Genomic DNA, 13747 nt, shown 5'->3' with positions numbered 1-13747 from the left:
AACCTCAATTTTTAATAATAAGTGTAAGACAGTTAACTACTATCGCAGTCCAAAGATGCGATAACAACCCATGAACAGTCCTAAAGCCCAGCACTATCTGCTGGTTTTGCGACTGCGCGACCGGTTTCTTATTCATATCATCGTAAAACACGTAGCCGAACAGAGTATGACAGTCCGGAGAAACCACGAGAAAACTCTTGCCTGGCAAGAGCGCCCTTGTTCAGTTTTCTGACGGCCGACCGGCCCTGGAATCCTGAGAAGCGCCGAGATGGGGTGAACATCGGCTGGTTTGCATGAGAGAGATGCAGGTTGCGGAGTGCTGACGCGCGACAGAACGACGCGACGAAACAAGCGAAAAACGTTGGTTCATTATCTGGTATCACCTCCACACCGCCCTGCGACAGGGTCGGCGACAAGCCAAAGCTATACATACCGGGCAACAAGCGCTATGCCGTTGCGAGATTCTGTAAATACAGACTGCTTAACCCGGCTGGAAGTGGCACCACAGGGCCATGCCCCGTGCGCTTTTTTAATGAGCCGCGCGCGGCGTTTTATACCGAGAAGCGGGGTAAAAAGCAAAATAAAAATGTGCCCGTTTGCGCGGTTGTCAGGAAATTTTGCCAGGCGAGTTTTTCGATAAATGCGACCGCCATCAAAAAAGGCTGGAAATAGGCTCAAGATTTGACCTAAAATGGCCGTCCAGAAGTTAATCCGTCTATACTGATTAACACTCAGACTGCTCGTGTCGCTACCTGCGCGGCTTTGCGCTGATTATCCACCAAAGCCACATTACACAACAGTATGAGCTATCCGAATCGTCCACAGGTGAAATAAAATATGGCAAAACACCTTTTTACGTCTGAGTCCGTATCAGAAGGGCATCCTGACAAAATTGCTGACCAAATCTCCGATGCCGTGCTGGATGCGATCCTCGAGCAGGATCCGAAAGCGCGTGTCGCATGTGAAACCTATGTCAAAACTGGCATGGTGCTGGTAGGCGGCGAAATCACCACCAGCGCATGGGTTGACATCGAAGAGATCACCCGCAACACCGTCCGCGAAATTGGCTACGTGCATTCCGATATGGGCTTTGACGCCAACTCGTGTGCCGTACTGAGCGCCATTGGTAAACAGTCTCCAGACATCAACCAGGGCGTTGACCGTGCCGATCCGCTGGAACAGGGCGCAGGCGACCAGGGGCTGATGTTTGGCTACGCCACCAACGAAACCGACGTGCTGATGCCGGCGCCGGTGACCTACGCTCACCGTCTGGTGCAGCGCCAGGCTGAAGTACGTAAAAACGGCACCCTGCCGTGGCTGCGTCCGGATGCGAAAAGCCAGGTGACCTTCCAGTATGACGACGGCAAAATCGTCGGCATCGACGCGGTGGTGCTGTCCACGCAGCACGCCGAAGATATCGACCAGAAATCGCTGCAGGAAGCGGTGATGGAAGAGATCATCAAACCGATTCTGCCGACCGAATGGCTGAGCGCGTCCACCAAATTCTTCATCAACCCGACCGGCCGTTTCGTCATTGGCGGCCCGATGGGCGATTGCGGTCTGACCGGTCGTAAGATCATCGTCGATACCTACGGCGGCATGGCTCGTCACGGCGGCGGCGCGTTCTCCGGTAAGGATCCGTCTAAAGTTGACCGTTCTGCAGCCTATGCGGCTCGCTATGTAGCGAAAAACATCGTTGCCGCAGGCCTGGCTGACCGTTGCGAAATTCAGGTTTCCTACGCCATCGGCGTTGCAGAGCCGACGTCCATCATGGTGGAAACCTTTGGTACTGAAAAAGTGCCTTCTGAACAGCTGACCCTGCTGGTGCGCGAGTTCTTCGACCTGCGTCCGTACGGCCTGATTCAGATGCTGGATCTGCTGCACCCGATCTACAAAGAAACCGCTGCCTACGGTCACTTTGGTCGCGAACATTTCCCTTGGGAAAAAACCGACAAAGCGGCCCTGCTGCGCGAAGCGGCCGGTCTGAAATAATCTCTCCGCTTCCTCTCTTTAAGGCCAGCCTCGCGCTGGCCTTTTTATTCCCTGACCTTCCCTGCCGTACCTTGCTTCAACGTAGCGCAACATCTCAATGAAAGCGATTACATTATGGTAATGGTCGATTGCTGCCTGCGTGCGTCATCTCATCGGCGTATTTTTCACAATGTTACATATTGTTTCGGTTAACTCTGATTACCGTTTTTCAAATTGTCGACTATCCTTGTTTATATTGCTGATTTAAAAAGCATTTAATGCATTACGTTTCTTTACCTTTGTGGAAACGATTACACAGCCGTGATTATAATCACGTTTTTTTACCGACGAGTGTCCTACGCTAACCATCGACAGAATCAATAACTCAACTGGAGGGCGTTATGCCTGACAACAAAAAACAAGGGCGTTCAAACAAGACCATGACGTTCTTCGTCTGTTTCCTCGCCGCGCTGGCTGGCCTGCTGTTTGGCCTTGATATCGGTGTTATTGCGGGTGCCTTACCCTTTATTGCCAATGAGTTCCAGATTTCCGCCCACACTCAGGAGTGGGTGGTCAGCTCCATGATGTTCGGCGCCGCCGTCGGTGCGGTCGGCAGCGGCTGGCTCTCCTTCAAACTGGGCCGTAAAAAGAGCCTGATGATCGGCGCCATCCTCTTTGTCGCCGGCTCTCTGTTCTCCGCCGCCGCGCCAAACGTCGAGATCCTGCTGGTTTCCCGCGTGCTGCTGGGCCTGGCGGTAGGCGTCGCCTCATACACCGCGCCGCTGTATCTATCGGAAATCGCTCCGGAGAAAATTCGCGGCAGTATGATTTCCATGTACCAGCTGATGATCACCATCGGGATCCTTGGCGCTTACCTCTCCGACACCGCCTTTAGCTACAGCGGCGCATGGCGCTGGATGCTCGGCGTGATCATTATTCCGGCGGTATTGCTGCTGATCGGCGTTATCTTCCTGCCGGACAGCCCGCGCTGGTTCGCCGCCAAACGCCGCTTTGTCGATGCCGAGCGCGTGCTGCTGCGCCTGCGCGATACCAGCGCCGAAGCGAAACGCGAGCTGGACGAAATCCGCGAAAGCCTGAAGGTAAAACAGTCCGGCTGGTCGCTGTTTAAAGACAACAGCAACTTCCGCCGCGCGGTGTTCCTCGGCATTCTGCTGCAGGTAATGCAGCAGTTCACCGGGATGAACGTCATCATGTACTACGCGCCGAAGATCTTTGAGCTGGCAGGCTACGCCAACACCACCGAGCAGATGTGGGGGACGGTCATTGTCGGTCTGACTAACGTGCTGGCCACCTTTATCGCCATCGGTCTGGTCGACCGCTGGGGCCGTAAACCGACGCTGATCCTTGGCTTTATCGTCATGGCAGCGGGAATGGGCGTCCTGGGCAGCATGATGCACATCGGTATTCACTCCTCAACCGCCCAGTACATCGCCGTCCTGATGCTGCTGATGTTTATCGTCGGTTTCGCCATGAGCGCCGGCCCGCTGATTTGGGTACTGTGTTCTGAAATCCAGCCGCTGAAAGGCCGCGACTTCGGTATCACCTGCTCAACGGCGACCAACTGGATTGCCAACATGATTGTCGGCGCCACCTTCCTGACCATGCTCAATTCGCTGGGCAGCGCCAACACCTTCTGGGTCTACGGCGGTCTGAACGTGCTGTTTATTCTGCTGACGCTGTGGCTGATCCCGGAAACCAAAAACGTCTCGCTGGAACATATCGAACGCAACCTGATGCAGGGTCGTCCGCTGCGCGAGATCGGCGCCCGCGATTAATCCGTCTGAGCTTCCTCCCCTTTCGGGAGGAAGCTTCCGCTTGCTCTCCCCCCTCCGCCGCACTATCCTCTGGCGCTATGAAAACACCCCGTATTCCCATCGCTATTCAGCAGGCCGTGATGCGCAGCCTGCGGGAGCATCTCGCCAAAGCGAACCTCAAGCTGGAACGCCGCTACGCAGAGCCGACGTTGGTCTACCAGCAGCGCGGTACCTCCGCCGGCACCGCCTGGCTGGAGAAAAACGAAATTCGTTTAAATCCGGTGCTGCTGCTGGAAAATCAGCAGGCGTTTATCGATGAAGTGGTGCCCCATGAGCTGGCGCACCTGCTGGTGTGGCAACACTTTGGCCGGGTAGCCCCGCACGGTAAAGAGTGGAAATGGATGATGGAGGGCGTGCTGGGCGTTCCCGCACGTCGCACCCATCGCTTTGAACTCGATTCGGTCCGCCAGAATACCTTCCCCTACCGCTGCCGCTGCCAGCAGCATCAGCTCACCATCCGTCGCCATAACCGGGTGGTGCGCGGCGAAGCCACTTACCGCTGCGTGCGCTGCGGCGATCTGCTGGTGGCTGAAGAATAACCATTGGAATTAATTAGAAACTTTCTGATCTGACTGATTGCATCCGGCACCCTCATTCGCTACGTTGCGGGCTCGTTTTGACACGGAGTGAACGATGTCCCGTATGCATGTTTTAGCCGTTGCAGTATTGAGCACGGCAGTGAGTGGCCCGCTTGCGGCCGCAGAAATTACCAGTTTTTCCCAGGCCAAGGCCGCTGGCGTCAAAGTAAACGCCGACGTTCCCGGCGACTTTTACTGCGGCTGTAAAATTGCCTGGCAGGGTAAAAAAGGCGTTATCGATCTGGAATCTTGTGGCTATAAAGTGCGTAAAAATGAGAACCGCGCCAGCCGGGTTGAATGGGAACACGTGGTGCCGGCGTGGCAGTTCGGCCATCAGCGCCAGTGCTGGCAGGAGGGTGGCCGTAAAAACTGCGCCAAAGATCCTGAGTATCGCAAGATGGAAAGCGACATGCACAATCTGCAGCCGGCGGTGGGAGAAGTGAATGGCGATCGCGGCAACTTTATGTACAGCCAGTGGAACGGCGGTGAAGGCCAGTACGGCCAGTGCACCATGAAGGTCGATTTTAAAGATAAAATCGCTGAGCCCCCTGCCCGCGCCCGCGGCGCCATCGCCCGCACCTACTTCTATATGCGCGACCGCTACCAGTTAAATCTTTCCCGCCAGCAAACTCAGCTGTTTACCGCCTGGAACAAACAGTATCCGGTCACCGCCTGGGAGTGTGAACGCGATGAGCGCATCGCGAAAGTGCAGGGCAACCATAATCCTTATGTCCAGCAGGCTTGCCAGGCGCAAAAGAGCTAACCTACACTAGCGGCAATTGTTAATTTGCAGCCCTGTGCTTCCCGCCTAATGGCGGGAAGCTGGCATCTGCGCAAAGAACGGAATATCAAGCATGCGCATTCCTCGCATCCATCATCCAGAACCCCTCATTGTCGGCAGCCTGATCGCGCTGAGCGATGACGCGGCCAACCACGTCGGCCGCGTTCTGCGCATGACCGCCGGTCAGCACCTTCAGCTATTCGACGGCAGTAACCAGGTGTTTGACGCCGTCATTACCGAGGCCGGTAAAAAAAACGTCACGGTTGAAGTCCTCAGTGGCGAACCCGACGATCGGGAATCGCCGCTGCATATCCATTTAGGCCAGGTGATGTCCCGCGGCGAAAAAATGGAATTCACCATCCAGAAATCGATCGAACTCGGAGTAAGCCTCATAACGCCACTGTTTTCCGAGCGCTGCGGCGTTAAACTGGACGCCGAACGTTTGCAGAAAAAGATCCAGCAGTGGCAGAAAATCGCTATTGCCGCCTGCGAACAGAGCGGTCGTAACGTGGTACCGGAAATTCGTCCGGCGATGCAGCTGGAGGAGTGGTGCGCCGAGCAGGACAGCGGGCTGAAGCTCAACCTGCACCCGCGCGCCAGCGCCAGCATTAACACGCTGCCGCTGCCGGTTGAACGAGTCCGTCTGCTGATTGGCCCGGAAGGCGGGCTGTCGGCTGAAGAGATAGCAATGACCGCGAAATACCAGTTTACTGATATCCTGTTGGGACCGCGCGTTCTGCGTACAGAGACTACTGCGCTCACCGCCATTACTGCCCTGCAGGTGCGTTTTGGCGACTTAGGTTGAGGCGTTAACGGAGAAGAACCATGATCAAGCTCGGCATCGTGATGGATCCCATCGCAACCATCAACATCAAGAAAGACACCAGCTTCGCTATGTTGCTGGAGGCGCAGCGTCGCGGCTATGAACTCCATTACATGGAGATGAACGACCTTTATTTGATCAACGGCGAGGCCCGCGCCCGGACGCGCACACTGAGCGTCGAACAGAACTACGACAAATGGTATGACTTTACCGGCGAGCAGGATCTGCCGCTGGCGGATCTTGACGTCATTCTGATGCGTAAGGATCCGCCGTTCGATACCGAATTTATTTATGCGACCTATATTCTGGAGCGAGCGGAAGAGAAAGGCACGCTTATCGTCAACAAGCCGCAGAGCCTGCGCGACTGTAACGAGAAGCTGTTCACCGCCTGGTTCTCCGAACTGACCCCGGAAACGCTGGTCACCCGTAATAAAGCCCAGCTTAAAGCCTTCTGGGAAAAACACGGCGATATCATCATGAAGCCGCTCGACGGCATGGGCGGCGCCTCTATTTTCCGCGTCAAAGCCGGCGATCCGAACCTCGGCGTGATCGCCGAGACGCTGACCGAGCTGGGCAGCCGCTACTGCATGGCGCAGAACTATCTGCCGGCCATTAAAGATGGCGACAAGCGCGTGCTGGTGGTGGATGGCGAGCCGGTACCTTACTGCCTGGCGCGCATTCCGCAGGGCGGCGAGACTCGTGGCAATCTGGCCGCCGGCGGCCGCGGCGAAGCCCGCCCGCTAACCGAAAGCGACTGGGATATCGCCCGCCGCGTCGGCCCGACGCTGAAGGCTAAAGGCCTGATTTTCGTTGGCCTGGATATCATTGGCGACCGTCTGACGGAAATTAACGTCACCAGCCCCACCTGCGTCCGTGAGATCGAGGCCGCCTTCCCGGATATTTCGATCACCGGCATGCTGATGGACGCTATCGAAAGACGTCTCGCCCGATAAGCACTACGGCGGACGAACGTCCGCTCAGGGCACAGCGAGCGCGGATTGCCGCGCTGGTGAAACCCTTCCAGCCAGGCGCCGCTCGGGCGCCTGCCAGATAAAGTGCATCGACACCATTCTACTTTGCCCGCATACTGGGTGTTGCTTTTTGAACCAGGAACAGAACCTCTGACAATGAATTTACAGCATCACTTTCTGATTGCCATGCCTGCGCTTCAGGACCCCATTTTCCGCCGCTCCGTGGTCTATATCTGCGAGTATAACGACGAGGGTGCCATGGGCATTATTATCAATAAGCCGCTGGAAAATCTGCAGGTGGAAGGGATCCTTGAGAAGCTCAAAATTGTCCCGGAGCCGCGTAATCCGGAGATCCGCCTGGATAAACCGGTGATGCTGGGCGGCCCGCTGGCGGAAGACCGCGGCTTTATTTTACATACCCCGCCCTCTGACTTTTCCTCAAGCATCCGTATCTCGGATAACACGGTGATCACCACCTCGCGGGATGTCCTCGAAACCTTAGGCACCGACCGGCAACCGGGCAACGTGCTGGTTGCCCTGGGCTACTCCTCGTGGGAGAAAGGGCAGCTGGAGCAGGAGATTCTAGATAATGCCTGGCTTACCGCCCCGGCTGACCAGAATATTCTCTTCCGTACGCCCATCGCCGATCGCTGGCGCGAGGCGGCTAAACTGATTGGCATCGACATCGTGACGATGCCAGGCGTCGCGGGGCATGCATAATGAGCGGTACCTTTCTCGGCTTTGATTTCGGGACCAAAAGCATCGGTGTGGCGGTAGGGCAACGGATCACCGCAACCGCCCGGCCACTGCCGGCGCTGAAGGCGCAGGACGGTAAACCGGACTGGAATATCATCGAAAAATTGCTTAAGGAGTGGCAGCCTGAGGCGGTAATCGTCGGCCTGCCGCTGAATATGGACGGCACTGAGCAACCGCTGACCGCGCGCGCGCGTAATTTCGCCAATAAAATTCATGGCCGCTTTGGCGTCGCGATCCTTCTCCACGATGAACGTCTGAGTACGGTTGAGGCCCGGGCGGGCCTGTTCGAACATGGCGGCTATCGGGCGCTGAATAAAGGCAGCGTCGATTCGGCCTCTGCGGTGGTCATTCTGGAAAGCTACTTCGAGCAGAGCTTTTAAGCCCTGCTCTTCTGCGCCGCCGGCGAACCGCAGACGGCGCAGCTCTCCCCGCCTAGTGGCGCAGATGTTCGTTAGCCCAGCTCACCGCCTGGGTGCGATTCTTAACGCTCAGCTTACGGAACACGTTATACAGGTGCGTCCGCACCGTGTTCTCACTGATAAACAGCGCGCGGGCAATATCGAGGTTGGTCGCGCCGCAGCGCAGTTCGTTGAGGATCTCGCATTCTCGTTCGGTCAGCGGCGAGTTCTCAACCGGCGCCGATGCATGGTCCGCAGCGTACATCGCCGGGTGCATCACGCTCAATTCAGCCGTCTGTTCGCCGTTCAGCACGGCCTTGACGCCCTCAATTAAGCGCGATTCATCATCGTCATGGCGGAACACGCCATATAAAGCCGGCCACTGCGCCATTTCGTATAACTCATACTTTTGTGCGCTATTAATAATCAACAAACGAGGGTTATCTGCCTGCAAGCGAATAATATCCCGCCATACCCCGTTTAATTTCTTATTTGACACTGCAATATCAAATAATATTACAGAATCTTTTGCCAGACGCTGCGCCAGCGGTTTATTAATATTTTGTAAAACCACCGGTGCCATCAGGGTTTCACTCAGATAGCTGGCAAAGGCTTTGCTTTGAATAGACGGGTGGGTAATAAAGGTTACCTGACGAGAAGATGATGAATTTCCATTTAAATTAATCACTTAAAACTCTCCTTAGCAGCTATCCACCGTCATGGTGGTTAAATGAATAAAAAAAATATACAATCAGCCGTGAATTTATAAATAGCATTGGCAATTTACAAATTGAAACGTTATTCCATGAGAATCATCCTATTCCCGTAAACAGCATAAATCGAATGACTCAAAGCTGTCAAAAGGTAATCAAACTTTTTTCCTGGAAATGCGTATTCACTGCCGACATATCTCAACTGAATATCTTATTTGAATTTATTCCCAAGGTTTATTTGTATTATCAAATAATATCCAGAAACAGCTTTTAAACATTTAGTTAACACACCATTTCAACCACCCAACTCGCTTCACACTCCCCTTACAGCTCGCCTGCGGCCACACGTTGCTGAAAACTTTGGGTAAATGTCAACATTCCGGCCTGCATCCCGGTCTGCATTACACCGGGCAGCTGATGCACTTTTCCTTCGCGGATCAAATTCCCTACCGCCGGCGTATTAACCAGAAGCTCGTATAGCGCAACTCTGCCGCCCTGACGTGCGGGTAATAATTTTTGCGCCAGCACCGCGCACAGGCTTCCGGCCAGCTGGCTACGAACCTGATCTTTCTCCTCTGCCGGAAAGACATCGATCAATCTCTCCACCGCCGGCGCCGCGCCGCGGGTGTGTAATGTCGCCATCACCAGATGCCCGGTCTCCGCCGCAGTTAACGCCAGACGAATGGTTTCGCTGTCGCGTAGCTCGCCGAGCAGGATCACATCCGGATCCTGGCGCAGCGCCACCCGAAGCGCCGCGGAGAACGAAGGACAGTGCCGGCCAATCTCCCGCTGCTGAATCAGGCACCGCTCGCTGTGATGAATAAACTCCACCGGATCCTCCAGCGTCAGAATATGGCCATCAAGATGCTGGTTGAGGTGGCCGACCATCGCCGCCAGGGTGGTCGACTTGCCGCTGCCCGTCGCCCCGGTGACCAGCAGCAAACCACTCTCTTCCGCCAGCAGCTCGCTTAGCGCAGGCGGCGCGCCCAGCGCCTCCAGGCGCGGACACTGGCTGGGCAGCAGGCGCAGCACCAGCGATATTCCGCGCGTATGGGCGAAAGCGCTGGCGCGTAACCGTGAACCACAGGCCAGAGTCAGCGCAAAGTCTATCTGGCCGTGCTCCTGCCAGTGCTGTAACTGTGCGGCATCGAGCCAGTCGTTGAGTAAATCCGCAATATCCGGTGCGGGAAAGGGCGCGGGCTCCAGCTTACCCTGCCGCCGCCAGCGCGGTGCGGCGGAATTGCACAGGTGTAGATCGGAGACATTATGCTTTACACTAAGGGCTACGATTTCTTCCAGCTTCATAACTCATCCTCGGAATATGAACGATATTGCGCATAACCTGGCACAGGTCCGGAACAAAATCTCCGGTGCCGCCGCCCGTTGCGGGCGTGCGCCAGAAGAAGTGACATTGCTTGCAGTGAGTAAAACGAAACCTGCGAGCGCGATCGAAGAAGCCATCGCGGCAGGCCAGCGGGCATTTGGTGAAAACTACGTCCAGGAGGGCGTGGAGAAGATTAACCATTTCCAGCAGGCAGGCGTCAGTGGACTGCAGTGGCACTTTATTGGTCCCTTGCAGTCCAACAAAAGCCGGCTGGTGGCCGAACATTTTGACTGGTGCCACACCGTCGATCGGTTGAAAATCGCCACCCGCCTGAACGAGCAGCGCCCGGCGCATTTGCCGCCGCTGAAGGTGCTGATTCAAATCAACATCAGCGATGAGCAGAGTAAATCCGGCATCCCGCTGGAAGCGCTCGATGCCTTAGCCGCGGAGATCGCTGAGTTACCTCATCTGGAGCTGCGCGGCCTGATGGCGATCCCCGCGCCTGAGTCAGAATATGTAAGGCAGTTTGCCGTCGCCCAGCAAATGGCGGTAGCATTTGCGCGGTTAAAAACGCGGTACCCCACGGTCGATACGTTGTCTCTGGGAATGTCGGACGATATGGAAGCCGCTATCGCGGCGGGAAGCACGATGGTGCGCATCGGCACGGCCATTTTTGGTGCGCGCGACTACAGCAAATAATAAGGAATCTGAGGAACGCCATGAAGACGTTGACTTTCCTGCTTTCAACGGTCATTGAGCTTTACACAATGGTCGTGTTGTTACGCGTCTGGATGCAGTGGGCGCGCTGCGACTTTTACAACCCGTTTTCGCAGTTTGTGGTAAAGGCCACGCAGCCGATTGTCGGACCGCTGCGCCGGATCATCCCGGCAATGGGGCCGATTGACAGCGCCTCGCTGCTGGTGGCATTCATCCTCTGCGTCATCAAAGCGATCGTCCTGTTTATGGTGATCACCTTCCAGCCGATCATCTGGATCTCCGCCCTGCTTATTCTGCTGAAAACCATCGGCTCGCTGATCTTCTGGGTGCTGCTGCTGATGGCGATCATGAGCTGGGTCAGCCAGGGACGCAGCCCGGTGGAGTATGTGCTGATGCAGCTGGCGGACCCGCTGCTGCGTCCAATCCGCAACCTGCTGCCGTCGATGGGCGGTATCGATTTCTCACCGATGGTGCTGGTGCTGCTGCTGTACGTGATCAATATGGGGGTCGCCGAGGTGCTGCAGGCTACCGGTAACGTACTGCTGCCGGGGCTGTGGATGGCGCTATGAGTGCCGTTGAACGCTGCGCTGACGGGCTGGTGCTGAGGCTGTATATTCAGCCGAAGGCCAGCCGTGACAGCATCGTGGGCGTACATGGCGACGAGCTCAAAGTCGCCATTACCGCCCCGCCCGTTGATGGCCAGGCCAATGCCCATCTGGTGAAATTTCTCGCCAAACAGTTCCGCGTCGCCAAAAGCCAGGTACTGATTGAAAAAGGCGAGCTGGGCCGCCATAAGCAAGTTAAAATCATCGCCCCACAACAGATCCCGACTGCGGTCGCGGCGCTAACTGAATAAACAGGATTCATCATGCAAAAAGTCGTCCTCGCTACCGGCAACGCCGGTAAAGTGCGCGAACTGGCCTCGCTGCTGGAAGATTTTGGTCTCGATATCGTCGCTCAGACCGAGCTCGGCGTCGAGTCTGCGGAAGAGACCGGTCTGACCTTCATTGAAAACGCGATTCTGAAAGCGCGTCATGCGGCGCAGATCACCGGCCTGCCGGCTATCGCCGACGATTCCGGTCTGGCCGTGGATGCCCTTGGCGGCGCGCCAGGCATCTACTCCGCCCGCTATGCCGGCGTCGACGCCAGCGACCAGCAGAATCTTGAGAAACTGCTCGACGCCCTGCAGGACGTGCCGGACGACCAGCGCCAGGCGCAGTTCCACTGCGTACTGGTCTATCTACGCCATGCCGAAGATCCCACGCCGCTGGTGTGCCACGGCAGCTGGCCTGGGGTGATCGCCCGGGAAGCCGCAGGTCATGGCGGCTTCGGCTACGATCCGATTTTCTTCGTCCCGTCAGAGGGAAAAACCGCGGCCGAACTGAGCCGTGAAGAAAAGAGCGCCATTTCCCATCGCGGGCAGGCGCTTAAACTGTTACTGGATGCATTACGTAATGGCTAATTTGCCACCGCTGAGTCTCTATATTCATATTCCCTGGTGCGTGCAGAAATGCCCGTACTGCGACTTTAATTCGCATGCACTGAAAGGCGAGGTGCCGCACGATGACTACGTCCAGCATCTGCTGAACGATCTGCGGGCCGATGTGCAGTATGCCCAGGGACGGGAAATAGGCACCATTTTTATCGGCGGCGGTACGCCGAGCCTGCTGTCAGGCCCGGCCATGCAAACCCTGCTCGATGGCGTCCGCGCCTGCCTGCCGCTGGCCGCCGGGGCGGAAATCACCATGGAAGCCAACCCGGGCACCGTGGAGGCCGATCGCTTCGTTGATTACCAGCGCGCCGGGGTGAATCGCATCTCTATCGGCGTACAAAGCTTTAGCGAACCAAAGCTGCAGCGGCTGGGGCGGATCCACGGCCCGGAAGAGGCCAAACGCGCGGCACGCCTCGCCAGCGGCCTGGGCTTGCGCAGTTTCAATCTCGACCTGATGCACGGTTTGCCGGACCAGTCGCTGGAGGAGGCGCTGGACGATCTGCGTCAGGCCATTGCTCTCAACCCGCCGCATCTCTCGTGGTACCAGCTGACCATTGAGCCGAACACCTTGTTCGGTTCCCGGCCGCCGGTGCTGCCGGATGACGACGCGCTATGGGATATTTTTGAGCAGGGACATCAGCTGCTGAGCGCCGCCGGCTACCAGCAGTACGAGACTTCCGCTTACGCCAAAGCGGGCTATCAGTGTCAGCACAATCTCAACTACTGGCGCTTTGGCGACTATCTCGGCATCGGCTGCGGCGCGCACGGCAAGATAACCTTCCCGGACGGGCGCATCCTGCGTACCGCCAAAACCCGCCACCCGCGCGGCTATATGGAAGGCCGCTACCTCGAACGCCAGCATGATGTGGAAGAGGCGGATAAACCGTTTGAGTTCTTTATGAACCGTTTTCGCCTGCTGGAGGCCGCGCCGCGCGCGGAATTCCGCCGTTATACCGGTCTTGATGAAGCGGCGATCCGTCCGCAGCTGGACGCGGCGATAGCCCACGGCTATCTGCAGGAAGACGCGCAGAACTGGCAGATTACCGAGCATGGAAAGCTGTTTTTAAATTCTCTTCTCGAACTATTCCTCAGCGAATAAATATCGTTATCCCATTCCCGGCAGCAATATGGCGGGAATGGGAATCACTCGATTCCTCCGCCATATATACCTCATTATATCTGTTCCATTGTTATTAAATATTCCACTCTCAAATTAATTTGCATTAATTAATACAAACCAAATATCAATCCTTCAATAAGATCGGTTATTTCATTACCTCATTGCCAGAAAGTGTGAGTCAGGCAGCTTAAAGATGTACGACAACAAAGATAATATGTCATACAGAAATAAAGCATGATGCTTAAGATATTGACCCATTACCCCAAGT

Annotated in this window: 16 protein-coding genes; 13 read left to right on the top strand and 3 right to left on the bottom strand. The window is 56.1% G+C overall.

All coding sequences use genetic code 11. From position 1 onward, the window contains the following. Positions 1-4: 4 nt before the first annotated feature. Positions 5-136, bottom strand: coding sequence for an acid stress response protein YqgB (gene yqgB, locus ACLH1I_RS17655; protein WP_002916578.1), 132 nt, complete (start codon positions 134-136; stop codon positions 5-7). Between the two features lie 701 nt (positions 137-837). Here yqgB and metK point away from each other — a divergent pair. The 8 genes from metK to ruvX all read left to right on the top strand — a co-directional run bounded on the left by metK (position 838) and on the right by ruvX (position 8095). After that, positions 838-1992, top strand: coding sequence for a methionine adenosyltransferase (gene metK, locus ACLH1I_RS17650; RefSeq protein ID WP_004205170.1), 1155 nt, complete (start codon positions 838-840; stop codon positions 1990-1992). A gap of 380 nt (positions 1993-2372) precedes the next feature. After that, positions 2373-3767 (top strand): sugar porter family MFS transporter, encoded by a 1395-nt coding sequence (locus ACLH1I_RS17645; protein WP_004205171.1) that lies wholly within the window; start codon positions 2373-2375, stop codon positions 3765-3767. A 77-nt stretch (positions 3768-3844) separates the two neighbouring features. Beyond that, a complete protein-coding gene (locus ACLH1I_RS17640; protein ID WP_151628997.1) occupies positions 3845-4345 on the top strand; it encodes a SprT family zinc-dependent metalloprotease in 501 nt (166 codons plus the stop codon). A 94-nt stretch (positions 4346-4439) separates the two neighbouring features. Then, entirely contained in the window at positions 4440-5147 is a 708-nt protein-coding gene (gene endA, locus ACLH1I_RS17635) for a deoxyribonuclease I (protein WP_004205174.1), read from the top strand. Between the two features lie 91 nt (positions 5148-5238). Continuing rightward, the gene (gene rsmE, locus ACLH1I_RS17630; protein ID WP_017899770.1) at positions 5239-5970 is read left to right on the top strand and encodes a 16S rRNA (uracil(1498)-N(3))-methyltransferase; all 732 of its coding nucleotides are present in this window, start codon (positions 5239-5241) and stop codon (positions 5968-5970) included. A gap of 20 nt (positions 5971-5990) precedes the next feature. Then, a complete protein-coding gene (gene gshB, locus ACLH1I_RS17625) occupies positions 5991-6941 on the top strand; it encodes a glutathione synthase (protein WP_004205176.1) in 951 nt (316 codons plus the stop codon). 174 nt (positions 6942-7115) lie between these two features. Next, positions 7116-7679: a YqgE/AlgH family protein gene (locus ACLH1I_RS17620; RefSeq protein WP_002916603.1), complete on the top strand. Its 564-nt coding sequence runs from the start codon at positions 7116-7118 to the stop codon at positions 7677-7679. Next, on the top strand, positions 7679-8095 hold the full coding sequence (gene ruvX, locus ACLH1I_RS17615) for a Holliday junction resolvase RuvX (RefSeq protein ID WP_004205178.1): 417 nt from the start codon (positions 7679-7681) through the stop codon (positions 8093-8095). The genes ACLH1I_RS17620 and ruvX overlap by 1 nt, the downstream gene beginning before the upstream one ends. 52 nt (positions 8096-8147) lie before the next feature. On the opposite strand, the gene ACLH1I_RS17610 is transcribed toward ruvX, so the two are convergent. Together ACLH1I_RS17610 and ACLH1I_RS17605 are read right to left on the bottom strand one after the other, a co-directional pair. Then, positions 8148-8801, bottom strand: coding sequence for a LuxR family transcriptional regulator (locus ACLH1I_RS17610; protein ID WP_004205179.1), 654 nt, complete (start codon positions 8799-8801; stop codon positions 8148-8150). A gap of 349 nt (positions 8802-9150) precedes the next feature. Then, positions 9151-10131: a type IV pilus twitching motility protein PilT gene (locus tag ACLH1I_RS17605; protein ID WP_017899769.1), complete on the bottom strand. Its 981-nt coding sequence runs from the start codon at positions 10129-10131 to the stop codon at positions 9151-9153. Between the two features lie 16 nt (positions 10132-10147). Here ACLH1I_RS17605 and ACLH1I_RS17600 point away from each other — a divergent pair, with 16 nt between their 5' ends. From ACLH1I_RS17600 to hemW, 5 genes are read left to right on the top strand one after another with little or no spacing between them, the layout of a single operon-like run. After that, positions 10148-10849: a YggS family pyridoxal phosphate-dependent enzyme gene (locus tag ACLH1I_RS17600; RefSeq protein WP_151628991.1), complete on the top strand. Its 702-nt coding sequence runs from the start codon at positions 10148-10150 to the stop codon at positions 10847-10849. Between the two features lie 20 nt (positions 10850-10869). After that, positions 10870-11436 carry a YggT family protein gene (locus tag ACLH1I_RS17595; protein WP_004205182.1) on the top strand — a complete coding sequence of 189 codons (567 nt, stop codon included), beginning with the start codon at positions 10870-10872 and terminating at the stop codon, positions 11434-11436. Then, complete coding sequence (yggU, locus tag ACLH1I_RS17590) at positions 11433-11723, top strand: DUF167 family protein YggU (RefSeq protein WP_023319134.1); 291 nt, start codon at positions 11433-11435, stop codon at positions 11721-11723. Before ACLH1I_RS17595 ends, yggU begins: the two co-directional genes overlap by 4 nt. Positions 11724-11735: 12 nt before the next feature. Beyond that, on the top strand, positions 11736-12329 hold the full coding sequence (locus tag ACLH1I_RS17585; protein WP_004205185.1) for an XTP/dITP diphosphatase: 594 nt from the start codon (positions 11736-11738) through the stop codon (positions 12327-12329). Continuing rightward, entirely contained in the window at positions 12322-13458 is a 1137-nt protein-coding gene (gene hemW, locus ACLH1I_RS17580) for a radical SAM family heme chaperone HemW (protein WP_062914444.1), read from the top strand. The genes ACLH1I_RS17585 and hemW overlap by 8 nt, the downstream gene beginning before the upstream one ends. Positions 13459-13747 lie beyond the last annotated feature (289 nt).

Source organism: Klebsiella sp. 1SOBk10mer (assembly GCF_046602535.1).
Taxonomy (GTDB): Bacteria; Pseudomonadota; Gammaproteobacteria; order Enterobacterales; family Enterobacteriaceae; genus Klebsiella; species Klebsiella quasipneumoniae.
This window is presented reverse-complemented; position numbering and strand designations above follow the sequence as displayed.

What these genes read in the sequence shown, in the direction of transcription:
- yggU (WP_023319134.1), top strand. Translation starts at nt 11,433, where the DNA reads ATGAGTGCCGTTGAACGCTGCGCTGACGGGCTGGTGCTGAGGCTGTAT.
- hemW (WP_062914444.1), top strand. Translation starts at nt 12,322, where the DNA reads ATGGCTAATTTGCCACCGCTGAGTCTCTATATTCATATTCCCTGGTGC.
- rsmE (WP_017899770.1), top strand. Translation starts at nt 5,239, where the DNA reads ATGCGCATTCCTCGCATCCATCATCCAGAACCCCTCATTGTCGGCAGC.
- ACLH1I_RS17645 (WP_004205171.1), top strand. Translation starts at nt 2,373, where the DNA reads ATGCCTGACAACAAAAAACAAGGGCGTTCAAACAAGACCATGACGTTC.
- ACLH1I_RS17595 (WP_004205182.1), top strand. Translation starts at nt 10,870, where the DNA reads ATGAAGACGTTGACTTTCCTGCTTTCAACGGTCATTGAGCTTTACACA.
- ruvX (WP_004205178.1), top strand. Translation starts at nt 7,679, where the DNA reads ATGAGCGGTACCTTTCTCGGCTTTGATTTCGGGACCAAAAGCATCGGT.
- ACLH1I_RS17605 (WP_017899769.1), bottom strand. Translation starts at nt 10,131, where the DNA reads ATGAAGCTGGAAGAAATCGTAGCCCTTAGTGTAAAGCATAATGTCTCC.
- ACLH1I_RS17585 (WP_004205185.1), top strand. Translation starts at nt 11,736, where the DNA reads ATGCAAAAAGTCGTCCTCGCTACCGGCAACGCCGGTAAAGTGCGCGAA.
- endA (WP_004205174.1), top strand. Translation starts at nt 4,440, where the DNA reads ATGTCCCGTATGCATGTTTTAGCCGTTGCAGTATTGAGCACGGCAGTG.
- metK (WP_004205170.1), top strand. Translation starts at nt 838, where the DNA reads ATGGCAAAACACCTTTTTACGTCTGAGTCCGTATCAGAAGGGCATCCT.
- ACLH1I_RS17640 (WP_151628997.1), top strand. Translation starts at nt 3,845, where the DNA reads ATGAAAACACCCCGTATTCCCATCGCTATTCAGCAGGCCGTGATGCGC.
- gshB (WP_004205176.1), top strand. Translation starts at nt 5,991, where the DNA reads ATGATCAAGCTCGGCATCGTGATGGATCCCATCGCAACCATCAACATC.
- ACLH1I_RS17620 (WP_002916603.1), top strand. Translation starts at nt 7,116, where the DNA reads ATGAATTTACAGCATCACTTTCTGATTGCCATGCCTGCGCTTCAGGAC.
- yqgB (WP_002916578.1), bottom strand. Translation starts at nt 136, where the DNA reads ATGAATAAGAAACCGGTCGCGCAGTCGCAAAACCAGCAGATAGTGCTG.
- ACLH1I_RS17600 (WP_151628991.1), top strand. Translation starts at nt 10,148, where the DNA reads ATGAACGATATTGCGCATAACCTGGCACAGGTCCGGAACAAAATCTCC.